At 54.4% G+C, this 26,009-nt stretch carries 23 protein-coding genes; 13 read left to right on the top strand and 10 right to left on the bottom strand.

Going from position 1 to position 26,009, the window contains the following annotated elements; all coding sequences use genetic code 11:
- Window positions 1-2 precede the first annotated feature (2 nt).
- The 6 genes from sapB to FD744_RS04320 all read left to right on the top strand — a co-directional run bounded on the left by sapB (window position 3) and on the right by FD744_RS04320 (window position 5,972).
- Window positions 3-968: a putrescine export ABC transporter permease SapB gene (sapB, locus tag FD744_RS04295; protein ID WP_034821411.1), complete on the top strand. Its 966-nt coding sequence runs from the start codon at window positions 3-5 to the stop codon at window positions 966-968.
- Window positions 955-1,845 (top strand): putrescine export ABC transporter permease SapC, encoded by an 891-nt coding sequence (gene sapC, locus FD744_RS04300; protein WP_160867426.1) that lies wholly within the window; start codon window positions 955-957, stop codon window positions 1,843-1,845. The genes sapB and sapC overlap by 14 nt, the downstream gene beginning before the upstream one ends.
- Window positions 1,845-2,840, top strand: a complete 996-nt coding sequence (gene sapD, locus FD744_RS04305; protein ID WP_160867427.1) for a putrescine export ABC transporter ATP-binding protein SapD — start codon at window positions 1,845-1,847, stop codon at window positions 2,838-2,840. The genes sapC and sapD overlap by 1 nt, the downstream gene beginning before the upstream one ends.
- 2 nt (window positions 2,841-2,842) lie before the next feature.
- The gene (gene sapF / locus FD744_RS04310; RefSeq protein ID WP_160867428.1) at window positions 2,843-3,646 is read left to right on the top strand and encodes a putrescine export ABC transporter ATP-binding protein SapF; all 804 of its coding nucleotides are present in this window, start codon (window positions 2,843-2,845) and stop codon (window positions 3,644-3,646) included.
- Between the two features lie 140 nt (window positions 3,647-3,786).
- Complete coding sequence (fabI, locus tag FD744_RS04315) at window positions 3,787-4,575, top strand: enoyl-ACP reductase FabI (RefSeq protein WP_007892455.1); 789 nt, start codon at window positions 3,787-3,789, stop codon at window positions 4,573-4,575.
- Between the two features lie 275 nt (window positions 4,576-4,850).
- Window positions 4,851-5,972, top strand: a complete 1,122-nt coding sequence (locus tag FD744_RS04320; RefSeq protein ID WP_160867429.1) for an oxidoreductase — start codon at window positions 4,851-4,853, stop codon at window positions 5,970-5,972.
- Here FD744_RS04320 and FD744_RS04325 read toward each other — a convergent pair.
- Complete coding sequence (locus tag FD744_RS04325; protein ID WP_160867464.1) at window positions 5,969-6,865, bottom strand: LysR family transcriptional regulator; 897 nt, start codon at window positions 6,863-6,865, stop codon at window positions 5,969-5,971. The two genes, FD744_RS04320 and FD744_RS04325, sit on opposite strands and share 4 nt — an antisense overlap.
- A gap of 252 nt (window positions 6,866-7,117) precedes the next feature.
- Complete coding sequence (locus FD744_RS04330; RefSeq protein WP_160867430.1) at window positions 7,118-8,707, bottom strand: PTS transporter subunit EIIC; 1,590 nt, start codon at window positions 8,705-8,707, stop codon at window positions 7,118-7,120.
- Window positions 8,708-8,955: 248 nt separating this feature from the next.
- Here FD744_RS04330 and FD744_RS04335 point away from each other — a divergent pair, with 248 nt between their 5' ends.
- The 5 genes from FD744_RS04335 to pdeR all read left to right on the top strand — a co-directional run bounded on the left by FD744_RS04335 (window position 8,956) and on the right by pdeR (window position 18,008).
- Window positions 8,956-11,265: an FdhF/YdeP family oxidoreductase gene (locus tag FD744_RS04335; protein WP_160867431.1), complete on the top strand. Its 2,310-nt coding sequence runs from the start codon at window positions 8,956-8,958 to the stop codon at window positions 11,263-11,265.
- A gap of 126 nt (window positions 11,266-11,391) precedes the next feature.
- Window positions 11,392-13,326, top strand: a complete 1,935-nt coding sequence (locus FD744_RS04340) for an exoribonuclease II (RefSeq protein ID WP_160867432.1) — start codon at window positions 11,392-11,394, stop codon at window positions 13,324-13,326.
- 184 nt (window positions 13,327-13,510) lie between these two features.
- Window positions 13,511-15,577, top strand: coding sequence for a carbon starvation CstA family protein (locus FD744_RS04345; protein ID WP_160867433.1), 2,067 nt, complete (start codon window positions 13,511-13,513; stop codon window positions 15,575-15,577).
- The gene (locus FD744_RS04350; protein WP_058959794.1) at window positions 15,570-15,866 is read left to right on the top strand and encodes a YbdD/YjiX family protein; all 297 of its coding nucleotides are present in this window, start codon (window positions 15,570-15,572) and stop codon (window positions 15,864-15,866) included. The genes FD744_RS04345 and FD744_RS04350 overlap by 8 nt, the downstream gene beginning before the upstream one ends.
- Before the next feature lie 156 nt (window positions 15,867-16,022).
- A complete protein-coding gene (pdeR, locus tag FD744_RS04355; RefSeq protein WP_034821445.1) occupies window positions 16,023-18,008 on the top strand; it encodes a cyclic di-GMP phosphodiesterase in 1,986 nt (661 codons plus the stop codon).
- 12 nt (window positions 18,009-18,020) lie between these two features.
- Here the strand turns inward: pdeR and FD744_RS04360 are convergent, their stop codons facing one another.
- From FD744_RS04360 to FD744_RS04370, 3 genes are all read right to left on the bottom strand, one after another.
- Complete coding sequence (locus tag FD744_RS04360) at window positions 18,021-18,887, bottom strand: crotonase/enoyl-CoA hydratase family protein (protein ID WP_034821448.1); 867 nt, start codon at window positions 18,885-18,887, stop codon at window positions 18,021-18,023.
- Window positions 18,888-19,027: 140 nt separating this feature from the next.
- On the bottom strand, window positions 19,028-20,011 hold the full coding sequence (kdgT, locus tag FD744_RS04365) for a 2-keto-3-deoxygluconate transporter (RefSeq protein ID WP_160867434.1): 984 nt from the start codon (window positions 20,009-20,011) through the stop codon (window positions 19,028-19,030).
- Window positions 20,012-20,241: 230 nt separating this feature from the next.
- The gene (locus tag FD744_RS04370; protein WP_160867435.1) at window positions 20,242-20,940 is read right to left on the bottom strand and encodes an L-ribulose-5-phosphate 4-epimerase; all 699 of its coding nucleotides are present in this window, start codon (window positions 20,938-20,940) and stop codon (window positions 20,242-20,244) included.
- A 328-nt stretch (window positions 20,941-21,268) separates the two neighbouring features.
- Here FD744_RS04370 and osmB point away from each other — a divergent pair, with 328 nt between their 5' ends.
- On the top strand, window positions 21,269-21,487 hold the full coding sequence (gene osmB, locus FD744_RS04375) for an osmotically-inducible lipoprotein OsmB (RefSeq protein ID WP_034821457.1): 219 nt from the start codon (window positions 21,269-21,271) through the stop codon (window positions 21,485-21,487).
- Between the two features lie 68 nt (window positions 21,488-21,555).
- On the opposite strand, the gene yciH is transcribed toward osmB, so the two are convergent.
- From yciH to pgpB, 5 genes are all read right to left on the bottom strand, one after another.
- Window positions 21,556-21,879, bottom strand: coding sequence for a stress response translation initiation inhibitor YciH (gene yciH, locus FD744_RS04380; RefSeq protein WP_045814405.1), 324 nt, complete (start codon window positions 21,877-21,879; stop codon window positions 21,556-21,558).
- The gene (pyrF, locus tag FD744_RS04385) at window positions 21,879-22,586 is read right to left on the bottom strand and encodes an orotidine-5'-phosphate decarboxylase (RefSeq protein WP_160867436.1); all 708 of its coding nucleotides are present in this window, start codon (window positions 22,584-22,586) and stop codon (window positions 21,879-21,881) included. Before pyrF ends, yciH begins: the two co-directional genes overlap by 1 nt.
- 200 nt (window positions 22,587-22,786) lie before the next feature.
- A complete protein-coding gene (gene lapB, locus FD744_RS04390) occupies window positions 22,787-23,956 on the bottom strand; it encodes a lipopolysaccharide assembly protein LapB (RefSeq protein WP_058959800.1) in 1,170 nt (389 codons plus the stop codon).
- Between the two features lie 6 nt (window positions 23,957-23,962).
- Window positions 23,963-24,268 carry a LapA family protein gene (locus tag FD744_RS04395; protein ID WP_038646699.1) on the bottom strand — a complete coding sequence of 102 codons (306 nt, stop codon included), beginning with the start codon at window positions 24,266-24,268 and terminating at the stop codon, window positions 23,963-23,965.
- A 127-nt stretch (window positions 24,269-24,395) separates the two neighbouring features.
- Entirely contained in the window at window positions 24,396-25,160 is a 765-nt protein-coding gene (gene pgpB / locus FD744_RS04400; protein WP_160867437.1) for a phosphatidylglycerophosphatase B, read from the bottom strand.
- Window positions 25,161-25,389: 229 nt separating this feature from the next.
- On the opposite strand from pgpB, the gene ribA reads away from it, so the two are divergent.
- A complete protein-coding gene (ribA, locus tag FD744_RS04405) occupies window positions 25,390-25,983 on the top strand; it encodes a GTP cyclohydrolase II (RefSeq protein WP_034821474.1) in 594 nt (197 codons plus the stop codon).
- Window positions 25,984-26,009 lie beyond the last annotated feature (26 nt).

Below are 26,009 nucleotides of genomic sequence, written 5' to 3' on the forward strand. Positions count from 1 at the left end.
GCATGATCATCTATATACTGCGTCGCCTGCTGTTGCTGCTGATCACCCTGTTTTTACTGTCGCTGGTGAGTTTCAGTCTCAGCTACTTTACACCGAATGCACCGCTCGAAGGTGCCTCGCTGTTTGATGCCTGGTGGTTCTGGTTTAAAGGCCTGCTGCAATTTGACTTCGGTGTTTCCAGCACCAACGGCCAGCTGATCGACCTGCAACTGCGCGAGGTGTTCCCCGCCACGCTGGAGCTTTGCATTCTGGCCTTCATGCTGGCGCTGCTGGTGGGTATTCCGCTGGGAATTTGCGCGGGTGTGATGCGCAAAAAATGGCAGGATAAAGCCATCAGCGCACTGGCGCTGCTCGGTTTCTCGATGCCGGTGTTCTGGCTGGCACTGCTGTTCACCCTGTTCTTCTCCCTGACACTGGGCTGGTTGCCGGTTTCCGGGCGCTTTGATCTGCTCTACCCGGTGCAAAACGTGACCGGCTTCGCGCTGATTGATGCCTGGCTGAGTCCTTCACCGTGGCGCCATGAGATGTTGATGAGTGCCCTGACTCATATGATTTTGCCGGTGGTGGTCCTGGCGGTCGCGCCAACCACCGAGGTGATTCGTTTACTGCGCAGCAGCACCAGTGATGTGATGGATAAAAACTACGTGAAGGCAGCGGCGACGCGTGGATTATCCCGCTTCACCGTGATTCGCCGCCATGTGCTGCACAACGCGCTGCCGCCAGTGATCCCGCGTCTGGGTTTGCAGTTTTCCACCATGCTGACGCTGGCGATGATTACGGAAGTGGTGTTCAACTGGCCGGGCATTGGCCGCTGGTTGATCAACGCCATTCGTCAGCAGGATTATGCTGCCATCTCTGCCGGTGTGATGGTGGTCGGCGGTTTGGTGATTCTGGTCAGCGTGCTGTCAGATATTCTGGGTGCGGCGCTTAATCCGTTGAAACACAAGGAATGGTATGCCCTTAGATAATATCTATGCAGAGACGAAATTGCCCAGCCCGTTTCGTCTGTTCTGGCAGCGTTTTTATCGTGATACCAGTGGCATGATTGGGTTGTACGGTTTCGGCGCCCTGCTGTTCCTATGCCTGTTTGGTGGCTTATTGTCGCCCTATGGGATTGATCAGCAGTTCCTCGGCTATCAGCTGTTGCCCCCTTCCTGGTCGCGCTACGGGGATGTCTCCTTCTTCCTCGGCACCGACGATTTGGGCCGCGATGTGCTCAGTCGCCTGCTGAGCGGCGTGGCTCCGACCGTGGGCTCGGCCCTGCTGGTCACGGTTTTGGCCGCAATCTGCGCGCTGATTCTTGGCGTTCTGGCGGGCATTACTCATGGTTTACGCTCTGCCGTCATGAATCACGTGCTGGATACCTTGCTCTCCATCCCTTCGCTGCTGCTGGCAATCATTGTGGTGGCCTTTTTAGGCCCACGCCTTGAACACGCCATGCTGGCGGTATTGCTGGCAATCATTCCGCGCCTGGTGCGGGAGATCTATACTGCGGTACATAACGAGATGGAAAAAGAGTACGTGGTGGCGCTGCGTCTCGATGGCGCGCGCAATCTGAATATTCTGTGGAACGCGGTGCTACCCAATGTCCTGCCGCTGCTGGTCGGGGAATTTACACGTTCACTCTCCATGGCCATTCTCGACATTGCCGCACTCGGTTTCCTCGATTTAGGGGCACAACTGCCCTCACCCGAATGGGGAGCGATGCTGGGCGATGCGCTGGAGCTGATTTATGTCGCGCCCTGGACCGTGATGCTGCCCGGCGTCGCGCTGATGGTCAGTGTGTTGATCGTTAACCTGCTGGGCGATGGCATCCGTCGTGCTGTAGAAGCGGGAGCTGAATAATGCCGTTACTGGATATTCGTAATCTCACTATCGAGTTCATGACCTCAGAAGGTCCGGTGAAGGCCGTTGATCGCATTAATCTGACGCTCAGTGAAGGTGAAGTGCGTGGGCTGGTAGGTGAATCCGGCTCCGGCAAAAGCCTGATTGCCAAAGCGATTTGCGGCGTAACCAAAGACAACTGGCGCGTCACCGCCGATCGTATGGTGTTCGATGATATCGATTTGCTGCGTTTGTCGCCGCGCGAACGACGCCGCATTGTCGGCCATAACGTGTCGATGATTTTCCAGGAACCGCAATCCTGCCTGGATCCTTCTGAAAGCATCGGCCGCCAGTTGATGCAGGCGATCCCACGCTGGACCTTTAAAGGGCGCTGGTATCAGCGTTTGTGGTTCTGGCGCAAAGCGCGTTCCATCGAGCTGTTGCACCGCGTGGGCATTAAAGACCACAAAGACATCATGCGCAGTTTCCCGTATGAATTGACGGAAGGTGAGTGTCAGAAGGTGATGATCGCCATCGCGCTGGCCAATCAGCCGCGTCTGCTGATCGCCGATGAGCCGACCAATGCTATGGAACCGACCACGCAGGCACAAATATTCCGCTTGTTGAGCCGCCTAAACCAAAATAACAACACCACGATTTTGCTGATCAGTCATGACCTGCGCACCATGAGCCAGTGGGCGGATCGCATTAACGTGATGTACTGCGGTCAGACCGTCGAAACCGCGCAGAGTGAAGATTTAATGGATACGCCGCATCATCCTTATACCCAGGCGCTGATCCGCGCGATGCCCGACTTTGGCAGTGCGCTGCCGCATAAAAGTCGCCTGAACACACTGTCCGGTGCGATTCCCTCACTGGAGCATTTACCGATTGGCTGTCGTCTGGGACCGCGCTGTCCCTATGCGCAGCGTAAATGCATTGAGACGCCGCGCCTCACCGGCACTAAATCCCATCTGTTTGCCTGTCACTTCCCGTTAAATGTGGAGGGACAATAAGCATGGAAACACTGCTGGAAGTGCGCAACCTGAGTAAAACCTATCGCTATCGCACCGGTCTGTTTCGCCGACAGCATGTTGAGGCGGTGAAAGGGGTAAGCTTCACCTTGCGTGAGAAGCAGACCTTAGCGGTCATTGGCGAGAACGGCTCGGGGAAATCCACGCTGGCGAAAATGTTGAGCGGCATGGTGGCCCCGACGGCAGGTGAGATGCTGATTGACGATCATCCGCTGGAGTATGGCGATTACGGTTATCGCAGCCAGCGTATTCGCATGATATTTCAGGATCCTTCGACCTCGCTTAATCCGCGCCAGCGCGTCAGTCAGATCCTCGATTTCCCGCTGCGCCTGAATACCGAACTGGATGATGAAGCGCGAGAGAAGCGCATTATTGCCACACTACGCCAGGTGGGTTTGCTGCGCGATCACGCCGGTTACTATCCGCATATGCTGGCCCCCGGCCAGAAACAGCGTCTTGCGCTGGCTCGCGCACTCATCCTGCAGCCGAAGGTGATTGTCGCCGATGAGGCCCTCGCCTCACTGGACATGACCATGCGTTCGCAGTTGGTGAATCTGATGCTGGAACTGCAGGAGAAGCACGGCATCGCCTATATTTATGTGACGCAACATATCGGCATGATGAAGCACATCAGCGATCAGGTGCTGGTGATGCATCAGGGTGAAGTGGTGGAACGCGGCGGCACGGCTGATGTGCTGGCCTCGCCACTGCATGACCTCACTAAGCGGCTGATCACCAGCCATTTTGGCGAAGCCTTAACCGCTGAAGCCTGGCGCAAAGTGCGTTGATTGTTCATCACATCGCTAAAACGCGGTGCGATTTACCGCATTTGAGAGAGACGTGCTAGAATCCGCACGTCGATTAACGTCGGTCGCCTACTATTTAATCATTGCGACCGCCAACAACAATGACCATAAGGATTACAGCTATGGGTTTTCTTTCCGGTAAGCGCATTCTGATTACTGGCGTTGCCAGTAAACTCTCCATTGCCTACGGTATTGCACAGGCGATGCACAAACAGGGCGCAGAACTGGCTTTCACCTACCAGAACGACAAGTTGAAAAGTCGTGTGGAAGAGTTCGCTAAAGATTTGGGTTCTGACATTGTTCTGCCGTGCGATGTGGCAGAAGACGAGAGCATCACTGCGCTGTTCACCGAACTGGCAAAAACCTGGCCAAAATTTGACGGTTTCGTTCACTCAATCGGTTTCGCACCTGGCGATCAGCTGGATGGTGACTACGTGAACGCCGTGACCCGTGAAGGCTTCAAAATCGCTCACGACATCTCTGCCTACAGCTTCGTAGCGATGGCAAAAGAGTGCCGTGCGATGCTGAACCCGAACTCAGCCCTGCTGACCCTGTCTTACCTGGGTGCAGAGCGCGCGATCCCGAACTACAACGTGATGGGTCTGGCTAAAGCGTCTCTGGAAGCCAACGTGCGCTACATGGCGAACGCGATGGGTCCTGAAGGTACGCGCGTTAACGCCGTATCAGCGGGTCCAATCCGTACTCTGGCAGCATCAGGCATCAAAGATTTCCGTAAGATGCTGGCTCACTGTGAAGCCGTTACGCCAATTCGCCGTACCGTGACCATCGAAGACGTGGGTAACTCTGCGGCCTTCCTGTGCTCTGATCTGGCGGGTGGTATCACCGGTGAAGTGGTACACGTTGATGGCGGCTTCAGCATTGCCGCGATGAACGAGCTGGAACTGAAATAAGTTCTGAAGGCGAGCCGGGTGCTCGCCTTTTTTCTCCGCGAAGGTTTCGCTCTTTCAGCGCCCTGTTCAGGTCTGACTTCCCCTCTAAACTCCCCCCCTTTAACGTGCTACTGCTTGAATTATCTGACGTATAGATTCATTCGATCTTAATTATTCCCCTTCATTCTTTTGCCACAGCCGGTGCTTCAGCGACGATAAGCTAGCCTTTTGGTGGCGATGAGCTTTTCAAATTTGCCCGTCGTGTACCCAAACCGTTTTTTGCGCAAGGAATGACCATGGAACAACGCCGTTCTCCCGGCCATGACCACTGGTTTTATGAAAGCCAGACTCGCCCGCACACCCAGGCCACCGCGCCATTAGTGCCCGAAGCCGCTTATATCGAAGATCGTTTTTTATTGGGTCTGCAGCAGGAAGCCACTGCACTGCAGCCGCTGTTCACTCGCTTCCAGCCGGCGTTGCTGGCAGCGCGCGATCTCAGCCAGATTTTGCTGCCGGATAGTCTCAGCAACTCATTAACCCATACCTTAACGCTCTACGATCGTCTCAGTACCGCGTTGACGGTGGCGCAGGTTGCGGGGGTACAGCGTCTGTGTAATCACTACTCTGCACGACTAAATCCGCTGCCGGGGCCGGATTCCTCTCGCGAGAGTAATAACCGCCTGACACAAATCACCCAGTACGCGCGTCAGTTGGCGATGCAACCGGCACTGATTAACGCCGGGAGCATTAGCGCACTGGATGCTGTCGGGCTCACTGAGCCGGATATCGTCACCCTCAATCAACTGGTGGGATTTGTCAGCTATCAGGCGCGAGTGGTCGCGACACTGCAGGCTCTGATTGGCTTGCCGGTACGCTGGATACCCGGCGTAACACCGCCAGCGGATGCTGATGTCGCGTTCTTTGCCCGTGACGTTGCATGGCAGCACGCGCTTAAGCCGGTTGAATTGCGCTATGCCAGCGCCGACCAACTGGCGGCGATGACCTTTTGTCAGGGTATAGAAGGATTGGACGAGGCGGTTTGGTTGCTGGTGCATGACGCGCAGGCGCTGTATGGCTGGGCAACCCTGCAACAGCGCATCAGCGAAAATCATGACGAGGAAACCGCATTGGCGCTGGCAACCAGTGCGCGTATCCTGGGCTGTCAGCGCCAGTTCGCACGTCATGCCGGCAGTCAGCGCGAAGCTTTGCTGGCGGATGTTGATAAAGCGGGTGAAACGCAGCCGTTAATTGGCGTTTGCGCCCAGTTGGTTCGCATACCAGAGCGCTTTAGCGCAGCCCACCTGCAGCCTTTGCTGAATGCAGGATGGGGAACCGAGCGCATTTTCACGCTGTTACAGGCAGTGGCGTTTGCCAGTTGGCAGGATCGGTTGTGGATGGCGCTGGGCGAAACGCGTTAATCCGGCAGATGCCGTCGCGCTTCGTCAAAGAAATGTTGAGCCAGCGGCGATGCCCTGCCCGGCTCAGCAATCACTAACGCAGCCTGGCGTCCCATGGGCGCCATCTCGATCGGCCTTCTAGCCAGATTTTGCAGCATCTCCGGCAGTAAATGCCCACGCGGCGACACCATCACGCCCAATCCCACCTGCGCGCTCTGCAACAACTGCATAATCGACGCACTTTCCACAATCACTCGCGGTAACAGGCCGGTTTCGCGCAGCTGGCTATCCACGTAACGACGGAAATAGCGCGTAGGTTCCGCAAGACACAGCGGTTGTTGCGCCAGCTGTGAAAGTGAAAGCGTGTCGTGCTGCAGTAAATCCGGAAAATGTTGAGGATTAAAAATCGCCTCCACGCCGGGATCTTTTAACAGTGCGGTCTGGAAGTGTAGTTCTCGCAGGGCGGTGAGTTCGAAGAAGCCAATCCCGCCGTCCACCGTATGGCTGTTGAGGGCTTCCAGCAGTTGGTCCGCACTCATGGCGGAGACGCGATAATCCAGCTGCGGATAACGTGTTTCAACCGCTTTTAATAACGCCGGCAAGGCGACACTACACTGTGGCATCACACCGAGTCGCAGCGTGCCGTTGACGCCATGCTTCAGCGACTCGACTTCCAGCTTCAGTCCCGAGTAAACCGACACGATCTCACGCGCCCAGGTCAGCACCCGTTCCCCTTCCGGCGTAAAGCCATCGAAGTTGTTGCTGCGATTAATCAGCGATAAACCCAGTTCGCGCTCAAGGTTTTTTAACCGCATCGATAAGGTCGGCTGACTGACAAAGCTGGCCTCTGCCGCGCGGCCAAAATGGCGTTCACGCTCAAGATTGCATAGATAAATCAATTGCTTGATGTCGATATTAATATCCACCCTGAAGTCACGATCACGCTATGTTAGCAAACCCGCGCAGCTTTATCCGTTTCACCATGCAAAAAGCACAAAGGCCGCCGTTTGGCAGCCTTCGGTTGAAAGTTAATGCCCCACCCGGCGCTTATCTCCGGCACTCTTAATGGCTTAGCTCTTGAAGGGGCGAAGTCATCATCTCCCATCTCAGCTAGGGGGGCTTAACATTGATTGCTAATTTTATTATTAGCGTGGTAACTAAATGTGTTATGCCACGCCCAGTGCACTTTTCACTTCGTTAGCAATTTTCTCCACCTGCGGACCGTAAATGACCTGCACATCGTGATCGCTGACCCGGTTAACACCGTTGGCGCCAGTGGTCAGCAACGTTTGATCGACCACTTCATTCATCTCTTTGACGCGCACCCGCAGGCGGGTGAAACAGCAATCGACGTCCTCTATATTGGCCTCGCCGCCCAACCCGCTGATGATCACCTGAGTGCGTTCATCCGCTGTCACCTGCGCGGTTTGCGGCTCCTCATCCGATTCACGCCCCGGCGTTTCCACTTGCATGCGCGTTATGACAAAACGGAAGCCGTAATAGTAGATCGGCGCATAAATCACCCCCAGCGCTACCGTCCACCACCATTGGGTTTTACTGCCGCCGAGAATACCGAACACCACCAGATCGATGGCGCCGCCCTGCACGTTGCCAATCATCAAATGCAACATCGACATCAGCATAAATGACAGGCCGGTTAATAGCGCATGCAGGATGTAGAGCACCGGTGACACAAAGATAAAACAGAACTCCAGCGGTTCGGTGATGCCAGTCGTAAATGAGGTCAGTGCTCCCGCCAGCACCAGCGCTTTCACGCGCTGTTTATGCTCCGGGCGCGCGGTGTGGTAGATCGCCAGTGCAGCAGCAGGCAAGCCGAACATCATCACCGGGATTTTACCCTGAGCAAGAAACTGCGTGGCGCTGCGCACCGTCTCATCAGGAATCGCGCCGGGATGGGTCAAGGAGGTGTTGAAGATGTTCAATGCGCCCACAATGGTTTGTCCATCCACCGTCGCCATACCGCCGATGGGCGTAAAGCGCACCGTCTCATTGAGGATATGATGCAAACCCGTCGGGATCAGCAGGCGTTCCCCGGTGCCCAATAAAAACGCACCATACTGCCCGCTTTTGCCAATCATCTGCCCCACCCACGCAATCCCCTGACCCATGGTGGGCCAGATTAGCGCCAGTAGCACGCCAATCAAGGGCAACACGACGACGGTCACGATGGGCACCAGGCGCCGCCCACCGAAGAAGCTGATCGCAGTAGGCAGCTGCTGAGTGTAGAAACGGTTGTGCAGTACCACGGTAATCAGCCCAGCAATCACGCCGCCGAGCACACTCATGTTGTAGGTAAAGATCCCCAACATCTGGATGTACTCCGCCGAGGTCATCATGGCGGTAGTTTGATCCATACCCGCTTGCTGCAAGGCGGCAGGGGTAGTGGTGAGTGCGGTCAGTCCTTTCGCGGCCAGCGTGGCGTTAATACCCACGTTCATGGCGATGTAACCAATGACAGCGGCAAAAGCGGCAGTGGGCTTTTCTGCTTTAGCCAAACCAATCGCACTGGCAACGGCGAAGAACACGGGCAGATTGGCAAATAAAGCCGCCGCCACTTTGCGGATAAAGCCAATAATCAGCTGTGGCACCTGTAGATTGGCAAAGGCATCACCGGTGACGGCGGGGTTCTGCATCGCGGCAGCCAGACCGAGAAAGATACCGGCAGCGGCAATAACGGAGATCGGCATCATTAATGCTTTACCGAAGGCATGAATTTGGCTGGCAAGATTCTTCATGGTGCGCGCCCTTTCATCAATTGAAAGAGCAATTATTAGCCAGTTATTGGATTCTCACGTCGCAGCCCGGTCCTGCCAGCGGGTAAAGTTTGAACTGCATCACGCTTCTGCCGACTTGAACGCGATAAACGCCGCCTATCGCACCATTAAACCAATCAATTAGACAACTTTTGCTGTCAGTCGCACACTTTCCCACAACAGAAGTCATATTCTGATAACAATTCATAAACATTAAGCCTGCAACGACTATGAAATTTAAACGTAAAATTCAGCCTTATCGTGCCGCTGCTGGCGGCTGGGGCTCTTTGGAAGCAACCACCCGTTTCGTCCTTGATAGTAAAGCTGCGCTGAAAAACATGCGCAATTTGATGCGCATGAACAAAGCGCGTGGCTTTGACTGCCCAGGTTGTGCATGGGGTGATGACAACAAGAGCACCTTCAGCTTCTGTGAGAACGGCGCGAAAGCCGTGACCTGGGAAGCGACCCGCCGTGTGGTGGAGCCCGAGTTTTTCGCTCAACACAGCGTAAGCACACTGTATCAACAGAGCGACTATTTCCTTGAGTATCAGGGACGCCTGACGCATCCGATGCGCTATAACAGTGCCACCGATCACTATGAACCGATCAGCTGGGATGATGCGTTAGCGATGATCGCCCGTCACCTCAAGGCGATGGACCATCCCGACCAGATGGAGCTTTACACTTCCGGTCGCGCCAGTAACGAAGCCTCATGGCTCTATCAGCTGTTCGGCCGCGTGATGGGCACCAATAACTTCCCTGACTGTTCCAACATGTGCCACGAAGCCAGCGGCACCGGCTTGAAGCGCAGCATCGGCGTTGGGAAAGGCACCATTCGTCTCGATGATTTTGACCACGCCAATGCAATTTTCGTTATCGGTCAAAATCCGGGCACTAACCATCCACGTATGCTGCACAGCCTGCGCCACGCAGCCGATCACGGTGCGAAAATTGTGACGTTCAACACACTGCGCGAGCGTGGGTTAGAACGTTTTGCCGACCCGCAGAAACCACTGGAAGTCGTCACCTCCATGGCGGGAACCATTAGTTCTGCCTATTATCAGCCCAATCTCGGCGGCGATATGGCAGCGATTCGCGGCATGGTGAAAACTCTGCTGGAAGTGCAACGCGAGCGTTTAGCTGCGGGTGAACCGGGCATCTTCGATCAAGAATTTATCGACGCCAACACCCATGGCATTGAGAGCTATCTGGCTGCCGTGGATAACACGCGCTGGGACGATATCGTGCGTCAATCCGGCCTGAGCGAAGCGCAGATTCGGGAAGCGGCCGCGATCTACCAGAGCGCTGAGCGTGTCATTATTACCTGGGCGATGGGCGTGACTCAGCATAAACACTCCGTTGATACAGTGCGTGAGATAACCAACCTGCAACTGCTGTTTGGACAGCTGGGTAAAAAAGGCGCTGGCCTGTGTCCGGTGCGCGGACACAGTAACGTGCAGGGGAACCGCACCATGGGGATCGATGAGAAACCCAATAAGCCGTTCCTTGATGCATTGGGCGCGCATTTCGGCTTCGAACCGCCGCGTGAACACGGTCATAACACCGTTGAAGCGCTGGGCGCGATGCTGCGTGATGAAGTGAAAGTGCTGATCGCCCTGGGCGGCAACCTTGCGGCTGCCGCACCCGATTCCCCGGTGACGGAGGAAGCGCTACAGCATTGCGGTCTGACCGTGCATATCAGCACCAAACTCAATCGCAGCCATCTGGTGCCGGGCCACGAAGGTTTGATTCTGCCGACGCTCGGCCGTACTGAGCGCGATCGTCAGGCCAGCGGTAACCAGTTCATCACTGTTGAAGACTCTTTCAGCATGGTGCACGCCTCAGAAGGTGTGGGCATTCCTCTGGCAGACACCCAGCGCTCCGAAACCGCGATTGTGGCCGGTATTGCACACGCCACGCTGGGCAGTGACAAGATTGACTGGCTGGGCATGGCTGATGATTACAACGTGATCCGCGATCACATTGGCGCCACCATTCTTGGCTTTGCTGACTTCAATAACAAGTGTGATATTCCGGGTGGATTCTACCTGGGTAGCGCCGCAGCGGAGTTGCGTTTTAATACACCAAGCAAACGGGCGGAGTTCAGCGCGGCAGCCTTGCCAACCTCGCTGTTCCCACAGCTGGGCAGCGAAGTGGAGGTGCAGTTCACGTTGCAAACCCTGCGATCGCATGACCAGTACAACACCACCATTTACGGCCTCGATGACCGCTACCGCGGCGTGTATGGTCAGCGTGAAGTGGTGTTTATCCACCCGGATGACATGGCATCACTCGGCTTCAGCGAAGGCCAGTTGGTGGATATCGAAACGCTATGGAATGATGGCCTGACGCGCCGTGTGAGTGGCTTTAAGCTGGTGCCGTATAACATTCCGCGCGGTAACCTCGCGGCCTATTATCCGGAAACCAACCCGCTGGTGCCGCTCTCCAGCTATGGTGACGGCAGCGGGACGCCGACCTCGAAATCGGTGCCGGTAAAACTGGCGTTAACCGCCGCTGTACCGACCCAACGTATCGCCTGAGTCGTCAGCGTTATCAGAAGGTAAAAAGCCGCGTAATGCGGCTTTTTAGCCTGTTTTGGCCTTGCCGCGCGCCCCTGATTCGCGTAAAACTGTCCACCGCTCTTAGGCCACGAAACTAAATACATTATGTTCCAGGATAACCCGCTGCTCGCGCAGCTGAAAGAGAAGCTTCACGCGCAAACTCCGCGCGCCGAAGGTGTTGTGAAAGGCACGGAAAAAGGCTTTGGCTTCCTCGAAGTCGATGCCCAAAAAAGCTACTTCATTCCCCCTCCGCAGATGAAAAAAGTGATGCACGGTGACCGTATTTCTGCGGTGATCCACACTGATAAAGATCGCGAGAGCGCCGAGCCGGAAACCCTGATTGAGCCGTTCCTGACCCGCTTTGTGGGCCGCGTGCAGAAGAAGGACGATCGTTTGTCGATTGTGCCTGACCATCCGCTGCTGAAAGAGGCGATCCAGTGCCGCGCTGCCCGCGACGTCACCCATGATTTTCAGAATGGCGACTGGGCCGTGGCTGAAATGCGCCGCCATCCGCTGAAAGGCGATCGCGGATTCTATGCTGAACTGACCGAATTCATTGTCACTGCGGACGATCATCTTGCGCCGTGGTGGGTCACCCTGTCGCGCCATAATCTGGAGCGCGAAGCCCCGAAAGTTGGCTTCGGCGAAATGCTGGATGAGCACTTGCAGCGCGAAGACCTTACCGAGCTCAACTTCGTCACCATCGATAGCGCCAGCACCGAAGATATGGATGATGCGCTGTATGTTGAAGAGCAGGCTGACGGCAATCTGCAGCTGACCATCGCGATTGCCGATCCGACCGCTTACGTAGCGGAAGGCAGCGAGCTGGATAAGCTGGCTTCAAAGCGCGCCTTCACCAACTATTTACCTGGCTTCAACATCCCTATGCTGCCGCGCGAACTGTCTGATGACATCTGTTCGCTGCGCCCAAATGTGCGTCGTCCAGCGCTGGCCTGTCGCGTGACGCTCACGGCAGACGGCAGCGTAACGGGTGAAGTGCATTTCTTTGCGGCCTGGATCGAATCCAAAGCCAAACTGGTCTATGACGAAGTGTCAGACTGGCTGGAAAACGCCGGTAGCTGGCAGCCAGAGAATGAGGCGATCGCCGGGCAGATTCGCTTGTTGCATCGTGTGTGTCTGGCGCGCAGCGAGTGGCGTCAAACTCACGCGCTGGTGTTCAAAGATCGCCCTGATTACCGCTTTGTGCTGGGTGAAAAAGGCGAAGTGCTGGATATCATTTCTGAGCCACGTCGCATCGCCAACCGCATCGTTGAAGAATCGATGATTCTGGCTAACGTCTGCGCGGCTAAAGTGCTGCAGGAGAAGCTGGGCTTCGGTATCTATAACCTGCACACCGGCTTCGATCTGGCCAATGCGGAGCAAGCTGCTGGCGTGCTGGCCGGTCACGGTATCACCGTGGATCCACAGGCGATCACCACGCTGGAAGGTTTCCGCCAGCTGCGTCGTGAGCTGGATGCCCAGCCAACCCAGTACCTCGATAGCCGTATTCGTCGCTTCCAGAGCTTCGCTGAAGTCGGCACCGAACCGGGTCCGCACTTTGGCCTGGGTCTCGAAGCCTATGCAACCTGGACATCACCGATTCGTAAATTCGGCGATATGATCAACCATCGCCTGCTGAAAGCCATTGTGCGTGGCGACAGCATTGCGCGTCCAAAAGACGAGTTCACCACCATTATGAGTGAGCGTCGTCGCCTGAACCGCATGGCCGAGCGTGATGTGGGTGACTGGCTGTATGCGCGCTTCCTCGCGCCGTCTGCCGGTACTGACCGCAAGTTCAGCGCCGAGATCATCGACGTATCTCGTGGCGGTATGCGTGTGCGTCTGCTGGAGAACGGTGCGGTTGCCTTTATCCCTGCCCCATTCATCCATGCGGTGCGTGATGAACTGGTGTGCTCACAAGAGAGCGGCACCGTGCAGATCAAGGGTGAAGTGGCCTACCGTGTGACCGACATTATCGACGTGACCATCGCCGAAGTGCGTATGGAAACCCGTAGCGTGGTGGCGCGCCCGGCTGCCTGAGCATGAATATCTGCGGGATAACAGCCGTTATCCCGCATTTTTCCCTCTAAGTTTTATCTGATGTTAAATTTGCCTTCCGCTTCACACTTCTGATTCGATTCCCTGTCGTTAACAATTCATTACATTACTTTTAACTTGTTGTATCCGATCGCCTATTTTCCCGGTCTCTACAAGGAGTTAACTCATGAACAACGTCAAAACCGGATTGATCTGGTTAGCGGTGGCGTTAATTGGTGCGGGTGCGTTTGCCATGCTGGCGCTCAGCCGTGGCGAACACGTCAACGCCGTCTGGCTGGTTATTGCGTCCGTTGCCTGCTACAGCATTGCGTATCGCTTCTACAGCCTGTTTATCGCTGAACGTATTTTCGAACTGGATGATCGTCGCCGCACGCCTGCCGAGCGGCTGAATGATGGTCTCGATTATGTGCCCACTAACAAATGGGTGCTGTTTGGCCACCACTTTGCGGCGATTGCTGGTGCTGGTCCTTTAGTTGGGCCGATCCTCGCGGCGCAGATGGGCTTCCTGCCCGGCACCATCTGGATTTTGGTTGGCGTGATGTTGGCTGGTGCGGTGCAGGATTTCTTGATCCTGTTCATCTCTACCCGTCGTGATGGTCGCTCGTTGGGTGAAATGGCACGTCAGGAGCTGGGTTCGTTTGCGGGCGTGGTCACCATGCTCGGTGCGCTCGGCGTGATGATCATCATTCTGTCAGCGCTGGCGCTGGTGGTGGTGAAAGCATTAGCCAACAGTCCGTGGGGGCTGTTCACGATTGCTGCTACCATTCCAATCGCGCTGTTTATGGGCGTATATATGCGCTATCTGCGCCCCGGCAAGATCGCTGAAGTGTCGATTATCGGCTTTGTGCTGATGATGGCGGCGATCATTTACGGTGGCGATGTGGCTGCCGACCCCTATTGGGGACCGCTGTTCACACTGAAAGGCACCGAACTGACCTGGGTGCTGGTGATCTATGGCTTTGTCGCCTCTTCGCTGCCGGTGTGGCTGCTGTTGGCTCCGCGTGATTACCTGTCAACTTTCCTGAAAATCGGCGTCATCATTGGTCTGGCAATTGGCATTGTGTTTGCGATGCCGGAACTAAAGATGCCGGCAGTGACCAAATTTATCGACGGTAGCGGTCCGGTGTTCTCGGGTGCGCTGTTCCCGTTCCTGTTTATCACTATCGCCTGTGGCGCCATCTCCGGTTTCCATGCGCTGGTCTCCAGTGGCACCACGCCAAAACTGGTGGAGCGTGAAAGTCATATCCGATTCATCGGCTATGGCGCGATGCTGATGGAATCCTTTGTGGCGATCATGGCGCTGATCTGTGCCTCGGTGCTCGATCCGGGCGTCTATTTTGCCATGAACGCCCCTGCCGCGCTGATTGGCACGACGGTAGAAAGTGCCTCACAGGTGATTAACGGCTGGGGCTTTGTCGTCACGCCAGAAATGTTGAGTGGCATTGCGCGCGATGTGGGTGAAAGTACCGTGCTTTCCCGAGCCGGAGGCGCACCGACCTTTGCCGTGGGGATGGCGCACATCATCACCGAGGTATTTAACAGCCGGGAGATGATGGCGTTCTGGTATCACTTCGCCATCCTGTTTGAAGCGCTGTTTATCCTGACGGCGGTCGATGCCGGTACCCGCGCCTGTCGCTTTATGGTGCAGGATTTGGTGGGTACAGTTGTGCCTTCCATGGCCAACAACCGTTCCTGGCTGGGCAATATGGCGGGCACCACGGTGGCCGTAGCCGGATGGGGCTTCTTTGTCTACCAGGGTGTCGTCGATCCGCTGGGCGGCATCAATACCCTTTGGCCGCTGTTTGGCATTGGCAACCAGATGCTGGCCTCAATGGCGTTGATTCTCGGCACCGTGGTGCTGTTCAAAATGAAGAAACAGCGTTACGCGTGGGTGACGATTTTACCGACCGCCTGGCTGTTTGTGACCTCCATGACCGCCGGTTGGCAGAAGATTTTCCACGAGAAGCCCTCCATTGGCTTCCTTGCGCAAGCCAACAAGTTCCGTAAAGGAATTGATGAGGGGGTGATTATCGCTCCGGCGAAAACCGTGGAGGACATGCAAACTATCGTATTTAGCAACCAAATTAACGCGGCCCTGTGTGGCTTCTTTATGCTGGTGGCCGTCACCATGTTGATTGCAGCGTTCTTTGTTATTCGCCGTGCCCTGGGCAGTCAGGTACCTACCACCCATGAGTCCGAAGTCTCCCTGCGTAAGGAGGTGCGGAATGTCTGAGTCCATTCATCGCTGGAAAAAACCGATTGGTGTCTGGCACATTCAGCATTGCTTACCGATCGCACCCCAGGCCACCGGGCAAACTCTTAATCGCTGGCAACAAATATGGCAGGGATTGAAGCAAAGTTTTCGCTTAATGGTTGGCGTTCACGACTATCAAACTTATCTGAAGCATATGCGTGAGCACCATCCTGGGCAAACGCCAATGGATGAGCGAGCCTTTCATCGCTACTGCCTTGAGGCCCGTTTTCCCAGCCAGGCAGGCAAGCTCGGCAAGTGTCCTTGCTGACATTTTTAAGCCCCGATTTTCGGGGCTTTTTCGTGCCATTCTTTAGTGAAAACAAAAATATATTTGGTTTGCATCTTGTGCTAACGCAGGAGGTTGAATACTGTTGCTAAAATAATGAGATACCGCCTGCTCAGCATTTCCCCGGAGGAAGTTTCCATGACCGATGAACAAGGGCAAACGTTGCTATACACCCTGTTTGGCACAACCAGCCCTCATTGGCGTTTAACTTCAGATAGCGATGCTTTGCATTTTGCCGAAGATGAGAATGCCAATACCAATTTGGCGGTTCCATTAACCCCCGCGCAGGCCAGTTTGCTGCGTGCGATGACGGTGATCACCTCCAGTATCAATCTGACCCTCTCCCTGCGCGGTGCGCCGGTGCCTATGCACTTTGTCGGCCGCAAGGTCAACCAATCAACATGGGCGGGTACCTCTTCCGCCTGGGGTGATACCTCCTCCGTGGCGCGTGATTTAACACTCGGATTGTCTTTTGCTGAACAAGTGGTTTCCGAAGCAAACTCGGTGATTGTGATCCTCGACCAACGCGGGAATATTCAGCGATTCAATCGCTTAAGTGAAGAGTACACGGGTCTGAAAGAGCAGGAAGTGATCGGCCGCAACGTGTTTCAACTGTTCATGACCAAGCAGGAAGCGCAGGCTTCGCGACGCAACATTTCGGGTTTCTTCCGCGATGGCAATTCTTATGAAGTGGAACGCTGGATCAAAACCAAAAAAGGCCAGCGACTGTTTCTGTTTCGTAATAAGTTTGTGCACAGTGGTAGTGGGAAAAATGAAATTTTCCTCATCTGTTCTGGAACCGACATCACAGAAGAGCGACGTGCTCAGGAACGCTTACGCGTCCTCGCCAATACCGATACGGTGACCGGTTTACCGAACCGCAATGCCATCCATCAACAGATTAGTCTGGCACTGGAATTAGCCAATGGCAGTCAAACTGGCGTGGTTTATCTCGATCTGGACAATTTTAAGAAGGTGAACGACGCCTACGGCCATATGTTTGGCGACCAACTGCTGCAAGCGGTCTCCCTCGCCATTCTCAGCTGTCTGGGCAAAGATCAGACGCTGGCCCGTCTTGGTGGTGATGAGTTCGTGGTACTGGCAGAACATACCAGCCAGGCTGCGCTGGAAGCCATGGCATCACGTATTCTTGAGCGCCTGCGTCAACCCTTCCGCGTCGGTTTGATCGAAGTCTACAGCGGCTGCTCGATTGGTATCGCCCTGGCCCCGCTGCACGGCGAGGATCGGGAAAGTCTGATCCGCAACGCCGATACCGCGATGTATCACGCTAAAGAGAATGGGCGCGGTAAATTCTGCGTGTTCGCTAACGAGATGAATCAGCGTGTTTTCGAATATCTCTGGCTTGATACTAACCTGCGTAAAGCACTGGAACTGGAGCATCTGGTGGTGTACTACCAGCCCAAATTAGATCGTGACGGCGAAGTGCGCAGCGCAGAAGCATTGGTGCGCTGGAATTCCGTCGAGCGCGGTCTGGTGCCGCCTGGCGACTTTATCTCGTATGCTGAAGAATCGGGCCTCATCGTGCCGCTCGGCCGCTGGGTGATGCTGAACGTTCTGCAACAAATTATTCAGTGGCGCAGCGAGGGAATTTACCTGCGCGTTGCCGTTAATGTTTCGGCTAAACAATTGATTGACCAAAGTATTTACACCGATTTAAAGCAGGCGCTGAGCGAAGCCGGACTCACGGATTGTCCCATTGATATCGAGCTCACCGAAAGCTGCCTGATTGAGAACGAAGCCGGTGCACTCACGCTGATGAAGCAGTTCCAGGAACTGGGCGCTCAGGTTCATCTTGATGACTTTGGTACAGGTTATTCCTCGCTTTCCCAGTTAGCTCGCGTGCCCATTGATGCAATCAAACTGGATCAAAGTTTCGTACGTAACATCAACAAACAACCGGTGGCGCAATCTTTGGTCCGTGCCATTGTCGCCGTGGCCAAAACCCTCGATCTGCAAGTCATTGCGGAAGGGATTGAAACCAAAGCTGAGGAGAAGTTTGTGATGACCAACGGTGTCGATGGGCGTCAGGGTTATCTTTATGCAAAACCAATGCCCGCAGAACAGCTCGGGCATTGGCTGGCTAAGCATCCTGCCCGCGTTTAAAGCTGATCTCGATTATCCGGCTTTGCGCAGGGATGCGCTATGACGGTTCTGTAGTTGCACCAGTCGTTCCATGTAAGCAATGTCTTTAGGCTCCAGTGTAAAGGCGTAATCCACCCAATCTTCCGTAATATCCATCAGCTCGGCTCGCGAGAGTTGCAGTACGCGCTGGCGCGCTTTCAACATGGCACGCACACCATTCAGCTTCGGACGTAGCGTATCGATAAAGGTACGCGTGGTACGATAAGCATCGCCTGGCTGGAAGACTTTATCTACCAGACCGCGCGTCTCATACCACTCTGCGCTATGCGATTCCCCTTCACAGATCAGCTCTTCGGCCAGCTTCATGCCGGAACGCCGTGCCACCAGTGAATAGCCGCCCATGCCAGGGAACAGATTGAACGCGATCTCCGGGAACCCCATCCGTGCAGAGTTCTGCGCCAGAATGAAGTGATGGGCCAGCGCGGCTTCAAAGCCACCACCCAATGCACTCCCTTCAATCATCGCCAGCGTCACCGCTCCGGTATCAAAACCCCGCGCTGCCGAATGGATGCAATCCACGCAGGCACGCGCATAGGCCCGCAGCGCTTCACGACGGTTGTTACGAATGCACTCTACAAAGAAACGCAAATCGCCACCGGCGTTGAACATCTGCGGCACCAGCGAACCCGTCACCCAAAAATCAATCGGCAAACCCGAACGCTGAGCGGCATAGCTCAGATTCATGATCTCCTCGATTAATTCGTGGTTGAAACTGGGGCGCGGTTGGGCACGCAGCATCATCCACATGGTGTGTCGACCCTCTTCATAGTAGGCCGCCAGCTGGGTGGTTTGTCCGACTTCGGTAAACAATCTGCAAGTTGGTTGGTTAATTACTGTCATAGTCTCATCCTCTAGTTATGTGATGCGTTAAACGCAACATCAGCGTAATCCAGAGTGAGGCCAGACCAAATGAGAGATTGATTTATAAAGTAAAATCCAGAGATATCCCCGACCATGGGGTCGGGGAAAGATAAGCAGGCTTACTTGATGGCAGCGCGCTGTCCTACCGCCACATGAGAACGCTTAACGCGTTTTGAATATACGGCGGTGATAATCGGTACTAATACAGAAGTCACAATAACGGATGTCGCCACCAGTGCGGTGGCTGCGGGAGCGACCGGTTTAAACTGTGGCAGCATCTCGGCAATCAGCACCGGCGTCGCCACTGCCGCGCCTGCGGTGCTGGATGCTGCGATCCCAGCCGTGCCATCACCACCACCCATTAATCGGTCGGCAATAATGAGTGGGATACCGGTGATGATGATGACGGCAACACCGAGCAATACGCCCAATAAACCGGTTTGTGCGATTACGGCCAAATCGATGGTGTTACCCAAAGCGAAGGCAAAGAACGGGATTAAGGTATGTACGGCTTTGCCAAAGAATTCGCGTAATTCCGGGTCAAGATTGCCAAGCGCGAAACCGACAATAAAGGGCAACACCGCGCCAACAAACACGTGTGGCTCAAACGAAGCAATGCCAGCGGTCCCCAGGATCACCATGGTCATCAGCGGACCCGATTCCAGCGACATCAGCACAAACGCGCCTGCTTCTTCTTTTGAACCGTATTGCTGCATGATGGAGGCATAAAGGCCGCCATTGGTCATGTCCATCGCAGCAACCAATGCTAGCGTGGATAAACCGGCAAACATACCGACTTCTACGCCATTTTCCGGCATCATGCGGGATGCCACGGCAGCCACGACCCAGGCAACGGCGATTTTAGTTAATACCAGGGTGCCGGATTTACGCAGCACGGTTCCGGTTGCGCTGAGTTTGATCGATGCCCCCATACAGAAGAACCATACCGCCAGAATCGGCACAGTGCCCGTCATCAGGCCGTTAGTAAAAGAGCCAAAATATTTTCCTGCGCCGGGTGAAAACGTGTGGCAAAGCGCGCCCAAAAACAGCGGGATTAACATCATACCGCCTGGAATCTTATCGATTGCACGTTTGATATGCATAGTTGTGTCACCTTTACTGAGCCAGAAGGAGGTGCGTTATCGTTCGCCGGATGGCATGGCAGGCAAGATAACCACTGGCAGTCAGGAAAAAAGTGATCGAATCGATATTAATGAAACAGCGTTTTATTTTTATAGATTTGGCATTTCTTTTTTATGATATGCTTCGCCATACCAGCGCTAAATAGCAAAAAATTAAGGCGCCCTCAGGCGCCTCAATGAAGTTTCAATGTTCAATTCTGCCCGTACCATGCATTCTTGCCATGCTTACGCAGATAATGCAGATCGAGTAAATTCTGCGAAATTGGAGGCAATTCGCTGCGCAGTTGTTCCGTGTGAAGTGCCATGTAAGCCACTTCTTCCAGCACCACCGCACTGTGCACAGCTGCATCCGCGTCTTTACCCCAGGCAAAGGGGCCGTGCGAGTTGACCAGCGCAGCAGGAATGTCGGCGGGTTTAATGCGGCGTTGCGCAAAGCTTTCGATAATCACCTGCCCGGTGTTCCATTCATACTCTTGCTGTATCTCTTCACGCTTCATCGCACGCGTACAGGGAATGGTGCCGTAGAAATCATCCGCATGTGTTGTACCCAGAGCCAAAATGTCGCGTCCGGCCTGCGCCCAGATTGTGGCGTGGCGTGAATGGGTATGTACGATGCCACCAATCTCCGGCCAGGCAAGATACAGCGCGCGATGGGTGGCCGTATCGGATGACGGACGTAGCGCCCCTTCCACCACTTTGCCGCTGGCTAACTCCACCACCACCATATCGTCGCGCTGCATATTCTCGTATTTCACGCCCGAAGGTTTGATCACCAGCAGACCATGGTCGAGGTCAATGGCGCTGACGTTGCCCCAGGTGAAAGTGACCAGGTTATAGCGCGGTAAGTCAAGGTTGGCTTCCAGCACCTGCTGCTTGAGCAATTCCAGCATGATTATTTCTCCTGCGAACTGTGATAGCTGAATTGTGCTGAACAAGCAGAGAAAACGTTATGGATCGAATCGCTGTAAAAGCAGCGGAAAGTCGCTGAGACCGGAGAAGTGTGGCGTGAATTAAGAATTTTCTATCCTGGAGGAATTTAGCTTTGCTTCAGCTGGCTAAAGTCAGGAGCGGTACGGTTTCCACCGGTTAATTCGCCCATTAAAGCGCTGTACGCGGGCATCAAAGTGAACAATGAATGACACGCAGGGATGACGTACTTCGTTGCGCAACATCTATACTTACAAGGTTGCCTCTGTACATACAATCAAGGAGAAAGAGATGACGACAACAATGAAACGTATGACCGTTGCGGTATTAGCTGCCACCCTGGTTGTTGCCTTGAGTGGTTGTTCGAACTGGTCAAAACGCGACCGTAATACCGCCATCGGGGCGGGTGCGGGTGCAATCGGTGGTTCTGTCCTGACTAACGGAAGTGCACTGGGTACAGTGGGTGGTGCAGCCGTTGGCGGTATTATCGGCCATCAGGTTTCTAAATAACGATAAAGATTCAGGCTACGCAGCTCATCTACAGCATCACGGGCCGCACAGTGTGCGGCCCGTTTTTATTAACCGCCGGCTAATTTAACCTTCATACCTTTGGCTTCAAGTAGTGCTTTCAAGAGATCACGTTTATCGCCTTGAATCTCGATGACGCCTTCTTTGAGTGACCCACCGCAGCCACACTTCTTCTTCAGTTCAGCCGCCAGTTTAGTGAGCGCATCATCATCCAGATCAATACCGGTAATCAGGCAGACGCCCTTGCCTTTGCGGCCGCTGGTCTGGCGCTGGATGCGCACTATGCCGTCCCCTTGCGGGCGCGGCGCTTTTTCTTCTTCCTGTGCGATTCGGCCAGTTTCAGTGGAGTAAACCAGTCGGTTGTCCTGAGCCATTAGGCCTCCTGTAAACTTTGCAGGATAGTGTGCAGCGTTGCAGCCGGATCATTGGATTGGGTGATCGGACGCCCAATCACCATGTAATCCACGCCAGCCAATTTTGCTTGTTGCGGTGTCATGATTCGGCGCTGATCGCCGGCATCACTTCCAGCCGGACGAATACCCGGTGTCACCAGTGCGAAATCCTGACCGATTACCTGCTTAAAGTGAGCAGCTTCCTGCGCTGAACACACCACACCGTCCAGACCACAGTCGCGCGTCAGGCGAGCCAGACGTTCCGCCTGCTGAGCGGGTGAAAGCGTAATGCCGAGGCCTTTGAGATCGTCTTCATCCATGCTGGTTAATACGGTTACCGCAATCAACAATGGTGCATCTTTGCCAAAAGGCAGCAGCGCTTCACGTGCCGCGTTCATCATCCGCGCCCCGCCACTGGCGTGGACATTGACCATCCACACTCCGAGGTCAGCTGCAGCAGCTACCGCGTGCGCAGTGGTATTTGGGATGTCATGAAACTTCAGGTCGAGGAAAACGTCAAACCCACGCGACTGTAACGTTTTCACCAGCGACGGGCCAAACAGCGTGAACATCTCTTTACCGACTTTCAGGCGGCACTGGCTCGGGTCAATGCGGTCCACAAACTGCAGTGCGCTGTCGAGATTATGATAGTCGAGTGCCACCAGAATCGGTGAAGTGGTTACAGGCATAACGTTTCCTCAGAGGCAGGCACCCGCAGGCGCAATGGACAAACGGCAAGCATTCTACCCGTGCATGCCCTTCCCGACAATCTTACAGCGCGCTTTAAACCGATGATTGACCGAAGGCTGCACAGTGCCACGGCTCGATTTGAGAATTCAAGGTTATAGCATGTTGTAACTATCGTGCGGTTATAATAAAAAAACGGCCGTTACTGGCCGTCAAGTCCGCGGATTGGTTTCACAGAAGACCATGCGCGACAGGATGGGCAATGCCAATAAAGCGCATGCGCGGTAAATCCACACTTTTGGCAGCGGTAGCGTGGTTTGGTGCGAATCTGTTCGCCCACCATATCGCGCAGCACCATCAGGCTCTCTTTGGCACGACCGTCTTCTGCTTCATGCAGGTGGAAATCCATCAAGCGATGGAACACGCGCATGGTCGGATGGCGCTGTAACTGGCGATTAATGTATAACTGCGCCGCTTCAGGCCCCTGCTGCTGTTCGAGGATATCAGAGAGGTAAAGTTCAGCGGCCGCGCCGGTATTCTCCTCAACGCAGCGTTGTAAAAATTGCGCCCAATCTTCAGGCTGATTCAGTCGCTGATAGCAGGTTTCGAGCATCGATAAGGTTTCGCTCACCAGCTCTTTATCTTGATCCAGTACGCGCTGCAGGCGGGCCGTTGCTTTAGCGTATTCGCCCTGCTCCATAAAGATGCGGCCCATCATAATGGAAACGCGCGCGCTTTGGTGATCGGCCGATTCACCCTTTTTCAGTAAGCTCATGGCGCGATCAAGATCGTCACTGCTCAACGCCTGAAGCGCAAGCTCGCAGTAGAAATGGGCAATTTCGCCCTTGTGCTTCTCTTTGCCGAGCTTGACCAATCTTTCCGCCACTTCGATGGCTTTCTGCCAGTCACTGGTTGCCTGATGAATCTGTATCAGCTGTTGCAGCGCACCGATACGGAAGTCGGTTTCATCAATAAGCTGGCTAAACATGTCCTCGGCGCGATCGTAAAACCCGGCGGCCATGTAATCGCGTCCCAGTTGCTGGATAGCCAACAGGCGCTGTTCATAGCTCAGGGAAGCGCTTTCCATCAGGGATTGGTGGATGCGAATGGCGCGATCAACTTCGCCGCGTGAACGGAACAGATTGCCGAGCGTCAGGTGAGCTTCAACTGTGCCGCTGTCCTCCTTCAGCATATCCAGAAAGAGATCGACAGCTTTGTCCTGTTGATTGGAAAGCAGGAAGTTTACGCCGGCAACGTACTCACGTGACAGACGATTGGCTTCCTGTTGCTTATCCTGATGTGCACTGCGACGGCCCATATACCAGCCATACGCCGCAGCAACAGGGAGAAGCAAAAACAGCAATTCAAGCATCGAAACTTAATCCCGACGACCAGCAGTAGAAGAATTTGTCACAGCCGTTGATTGTTCGTTCTGCGCCTGCATGCGTTTCAGCTTGCGCTGCGCGTGAGCGAGAGAAACACGTATCCGCAACCAGAAAAGACCGCAAATTGCCCATCCAAGCAGGAATCCGGCACCAAACAGGCTCGCCAGCAATGTGGAGATGCGGAATTCACCCTGCGCCAGCAGATAGTTAAAAGTGACGATTTGGTCGTTATGCGCTCCAAGCGTGACGGAGATGATAAAAATGACCAAAACCACGAGAAAAATCAGCAAATATTTCACAATGCGTCCTGTCGTGAGGTTATCCAGTAGAAGTATGCCAAAAAAGTGCCGTCGATGCTGCTTATCAGCACATCACTTAGCGCATTTTCCGTAAGCGCAATCAATCATATGGGGGCGCGCGCAGAAATTACAATCCATCATCACGCTGCTCAATCTCCTGCTGCTCTTCGCGCGGCACCGTAAGCGGGCCACAAAAACGCTGCGCCAGCCATGTGGCAACCGTAACCAGCAGCCAGGAAATCAGGGTGGCCACCACCAAATCGCGCGGCCAATGCATACCCAGCAGTAAACGACTGCCCATGACCAGGGTAGCCCAGGAAAACAGCACGACCACGGTCACGATGTGGCGCCTTGGCCAGAGTAAGCCAATCACCAGCAGCGCCCAACTGGCAGCAAACATGGTATGTCCGGAAGGAAAGGCAAAGCCGGTTTCAAACGCCCAGTGTTTTTTTAGCCATTGCGGCAACTGAGTGTCGTTAGCCACTAAAGTCGACACCAACTGACTGCGCCCCTGACGGTTTTGCTGATAAAACGCCCCTTCATCAATACCGTAACTCTTCTCCAGCCAAACCACATAGGGACGGGGTTCCTGCACCTGCTCTTTAATGAAAGATTTGGTGTACTGGCCAGTAAGAATAGCGCCGTTCATGAAGATAATCAGTAATATGGCGGGTTTAAGCCGGAAGCGTAAGCACCATAAAACCCAGGCGCTGAGGATAACGCTGGTCAATATACCCCAGGGGCTGGTGACGGTTTCTGTCATCCAGAACAGCACCCGTAAAAACGCGCTACTCTCACCTGGCTGCCATTGCCAGCCAGAGAACCAGACAACAACGGGCATAATTATTAACAAAAGCATTCCCAGGGTGGTGCGCTGCGCAATTTTTAACATCCGTTTCCTTTTAGATCCGCGGGTATTCGCGAGGCTGGCATAACTTTAGCTGAAAAAAGAATAACATACACGTTGCGGCTTAGATAATTGTGCTTTATCACTACAATAACTCTGACTGATTAACGGCCCGGGTGAAGGTTGTGGCACAATATTGTCAGTTTTGTCGGGTCAGTCGGGCCCGTGCGTTATCATGATGATAGCGCATCCTCTGAAGGTTCTGGAGAGTCACATGCAGCTTAAACGGGTAGCAGAAGCCAAACTGCCCACGCCATGGGGAGATTTCCTGATGGTTGGTTTTGAAGAACTGGCAACTGGCCAGGATCATGTCGCGCTGGTTTACGGTGATGTTAGCGACCACAATCCAGTGCTGGCGCGCGTTCACTCTGAGTGTCTAACCGGTGATGCGCTGTTCAGCCTGCGCTGCGACTGTGGTTTTCAGCTGGAAGCGGCGCTCACCGCTATCGCTGAAGAAGGACGCGGCGTGCTGTTATATCACCGCCAGGAAGGCCGTAATATCGGTCTGTTGAATAAGATCCGCGCCTACGCTTTGCAAGACAAAGGTTACGACACCGTGGAAGCGAATCATCAGTTGGGCTTTGCCGCCGATGAGCGCGATTTCACCCTGTGTGCAGATATGTTCAAACTGTTGGGCGTCAATGAAGTCCGCCTGCTGACGAACAATCCACGCAAAGTCGAGATCCTGAGCGAAGCGGGAATTAATATTGTCGAGCGCGTGCCGTTAGTGGTTGGGCGCAACCCCAAAAATGCTCACTACCTTGATACCAAGGCAGAAAAAATGGGTCATCTGCTGCCAAAAGCGTAACGCAGAAAGCAAAAAGCCGGAAAATC

Source organism: Pantoea sp. Taur (genome assembly GCF_009830025.1).
Lineage (GTDB): Bacteria > Pseudomonadota > Gammaproteobacteria > Enterobacterales > Enterobacteriaceae > Pantoea > Pantoea communis.

Coding starts and splice junctions, on each gene's coding strand:
- sapB (WP_034821411.1), top strand. CDS start 3: ATGATCATCTATATACTGCGTCGCCTGCTGTTGCTGCTGATCACCCTG.
- sapC (WP_160867426.1), top strand. CDS start 955: ATGCCCTTAGATAATATCTATGCAGAGACGAAATTGCCCAGCCCGTTT.
- sapD (WP_160867427.1), top strand. CDS start 1,845: ATGCCGTTACTGGATATTCGTAATCTCACTATCGAGTTCATGACCTCA.
- sapF (WP_160867428.1), top strand. CDS start 2,843: ATGGAAACACTGCTGGAAGTGCGCAACCTGAGTAAAACCTATCGCTAT.
- fabI (WP_007892455.1), top strand. CDS start 3,787: ATGGGTTTTCTTTCCGGTAAGCGCATTCTGATTACTGGCGTTGCCAGT.
- FD744_RS04320 (WP_160867429.1), top strand. CDS start 4,851: ATGGAACAACGCCGTTCTCCCGGCCATGACCACTGGTTTTATGAAAGC.
- FD744_RS04330 (WP_160867430.1), bottom strand. CDS start 8,707: ATGAAGAATCTTGCCAGCCAAATTCATGCCTTCGGTAAAGCATTAATG.
- FD744_RS04335 (WP_160867431.1), top strand. CDS start 8,956: ATGAAATTTAAACGTAAAATTCAGCCTTATCGTGCCGCTGCTGGCGGC.
- FD744_RS04340 (WP_160867432.1), top strand. CDS start 11,392: ATGTTCCAGGATAACCCGCTGCTCGCGCAGCTGAAAGAGAAGCTTCAC.
- FD744_RS04345 (WP_160867433.1), top strand. CDS start 13,511: ATGAACAACGTCAAAACCGGATTGATCTGGTTAGCGGTGGCGTTAATT.
- FD744_RS04350 (WP_058959794.1), top strand. CDS start 15,570: ATGTCTGAGTCCATTCATCGCTGGAAAAAACCGATTGGTGTCTGGCAC.
- pdeR (WP_034821445.1), top strand. CDS start 16,023: ATGACCGATGAACAAGGGCAAACGTTGCTATACACCCTGTTTGGCACA.
- FD744_RS04360 (WP_034821448.1), bottom strand. CDS start 18,887: ATGACAGTAATTAACCAACCAACTTGCAGATTGTTTACCGAAGTCGGA.
- kdgT (WP_160867434.1), bottom strand. CDS start 20,011: ATGCATATCAAACGTGCAATCGATAAGATTCCAGGCGGTATGATGTTA.
- FD744_RS04370 (WP_160867435.1), bottom strand. CDS start 20,940: ATGCTGGAATTGCTCAAGCAGCAGGTGCTGGAAGCCAACCTTGACTTA.
- osmB (WP_034821457.1), top strand. CDS start 21,269: ATGACGACAACAATGAAACGTATGACCGTTGCGGTATTAGCTGCCACC.
- yciH (WP_045814405.1), bottom strand. CDS start 21,879: ATGGCTCAGGACAACCGACTGGTTTACTCCACTGAAACTGGCCGAATC.
- pyrF (WP_160867436.1), bottom strand. CDS start 22,586: ATGCCTGTAACCACTTCACCGATTCTGGTGGCACTCGACTATCATAAT.
- lapB (WP_058959800.1), bottom strand. CDS start 23,956: ATGCTTGAATTGCTGTTTTTGCTTCTCCCTGTTGCTGCGGCGTATGGC.
- pgpB (WP_160867437.1), bottom strand. CDS start 25,160: ATGTTAAAAATTGCGCAGCGCACCACCCTGGGAATGCTTTTGTTAATA.
- ribA (WP_034821474.1), top strand. CDS start 25,390: ATGCAGCTTAAACGGGTAGCAGAAGCCAAACTGCCCACGCCATGGGGA.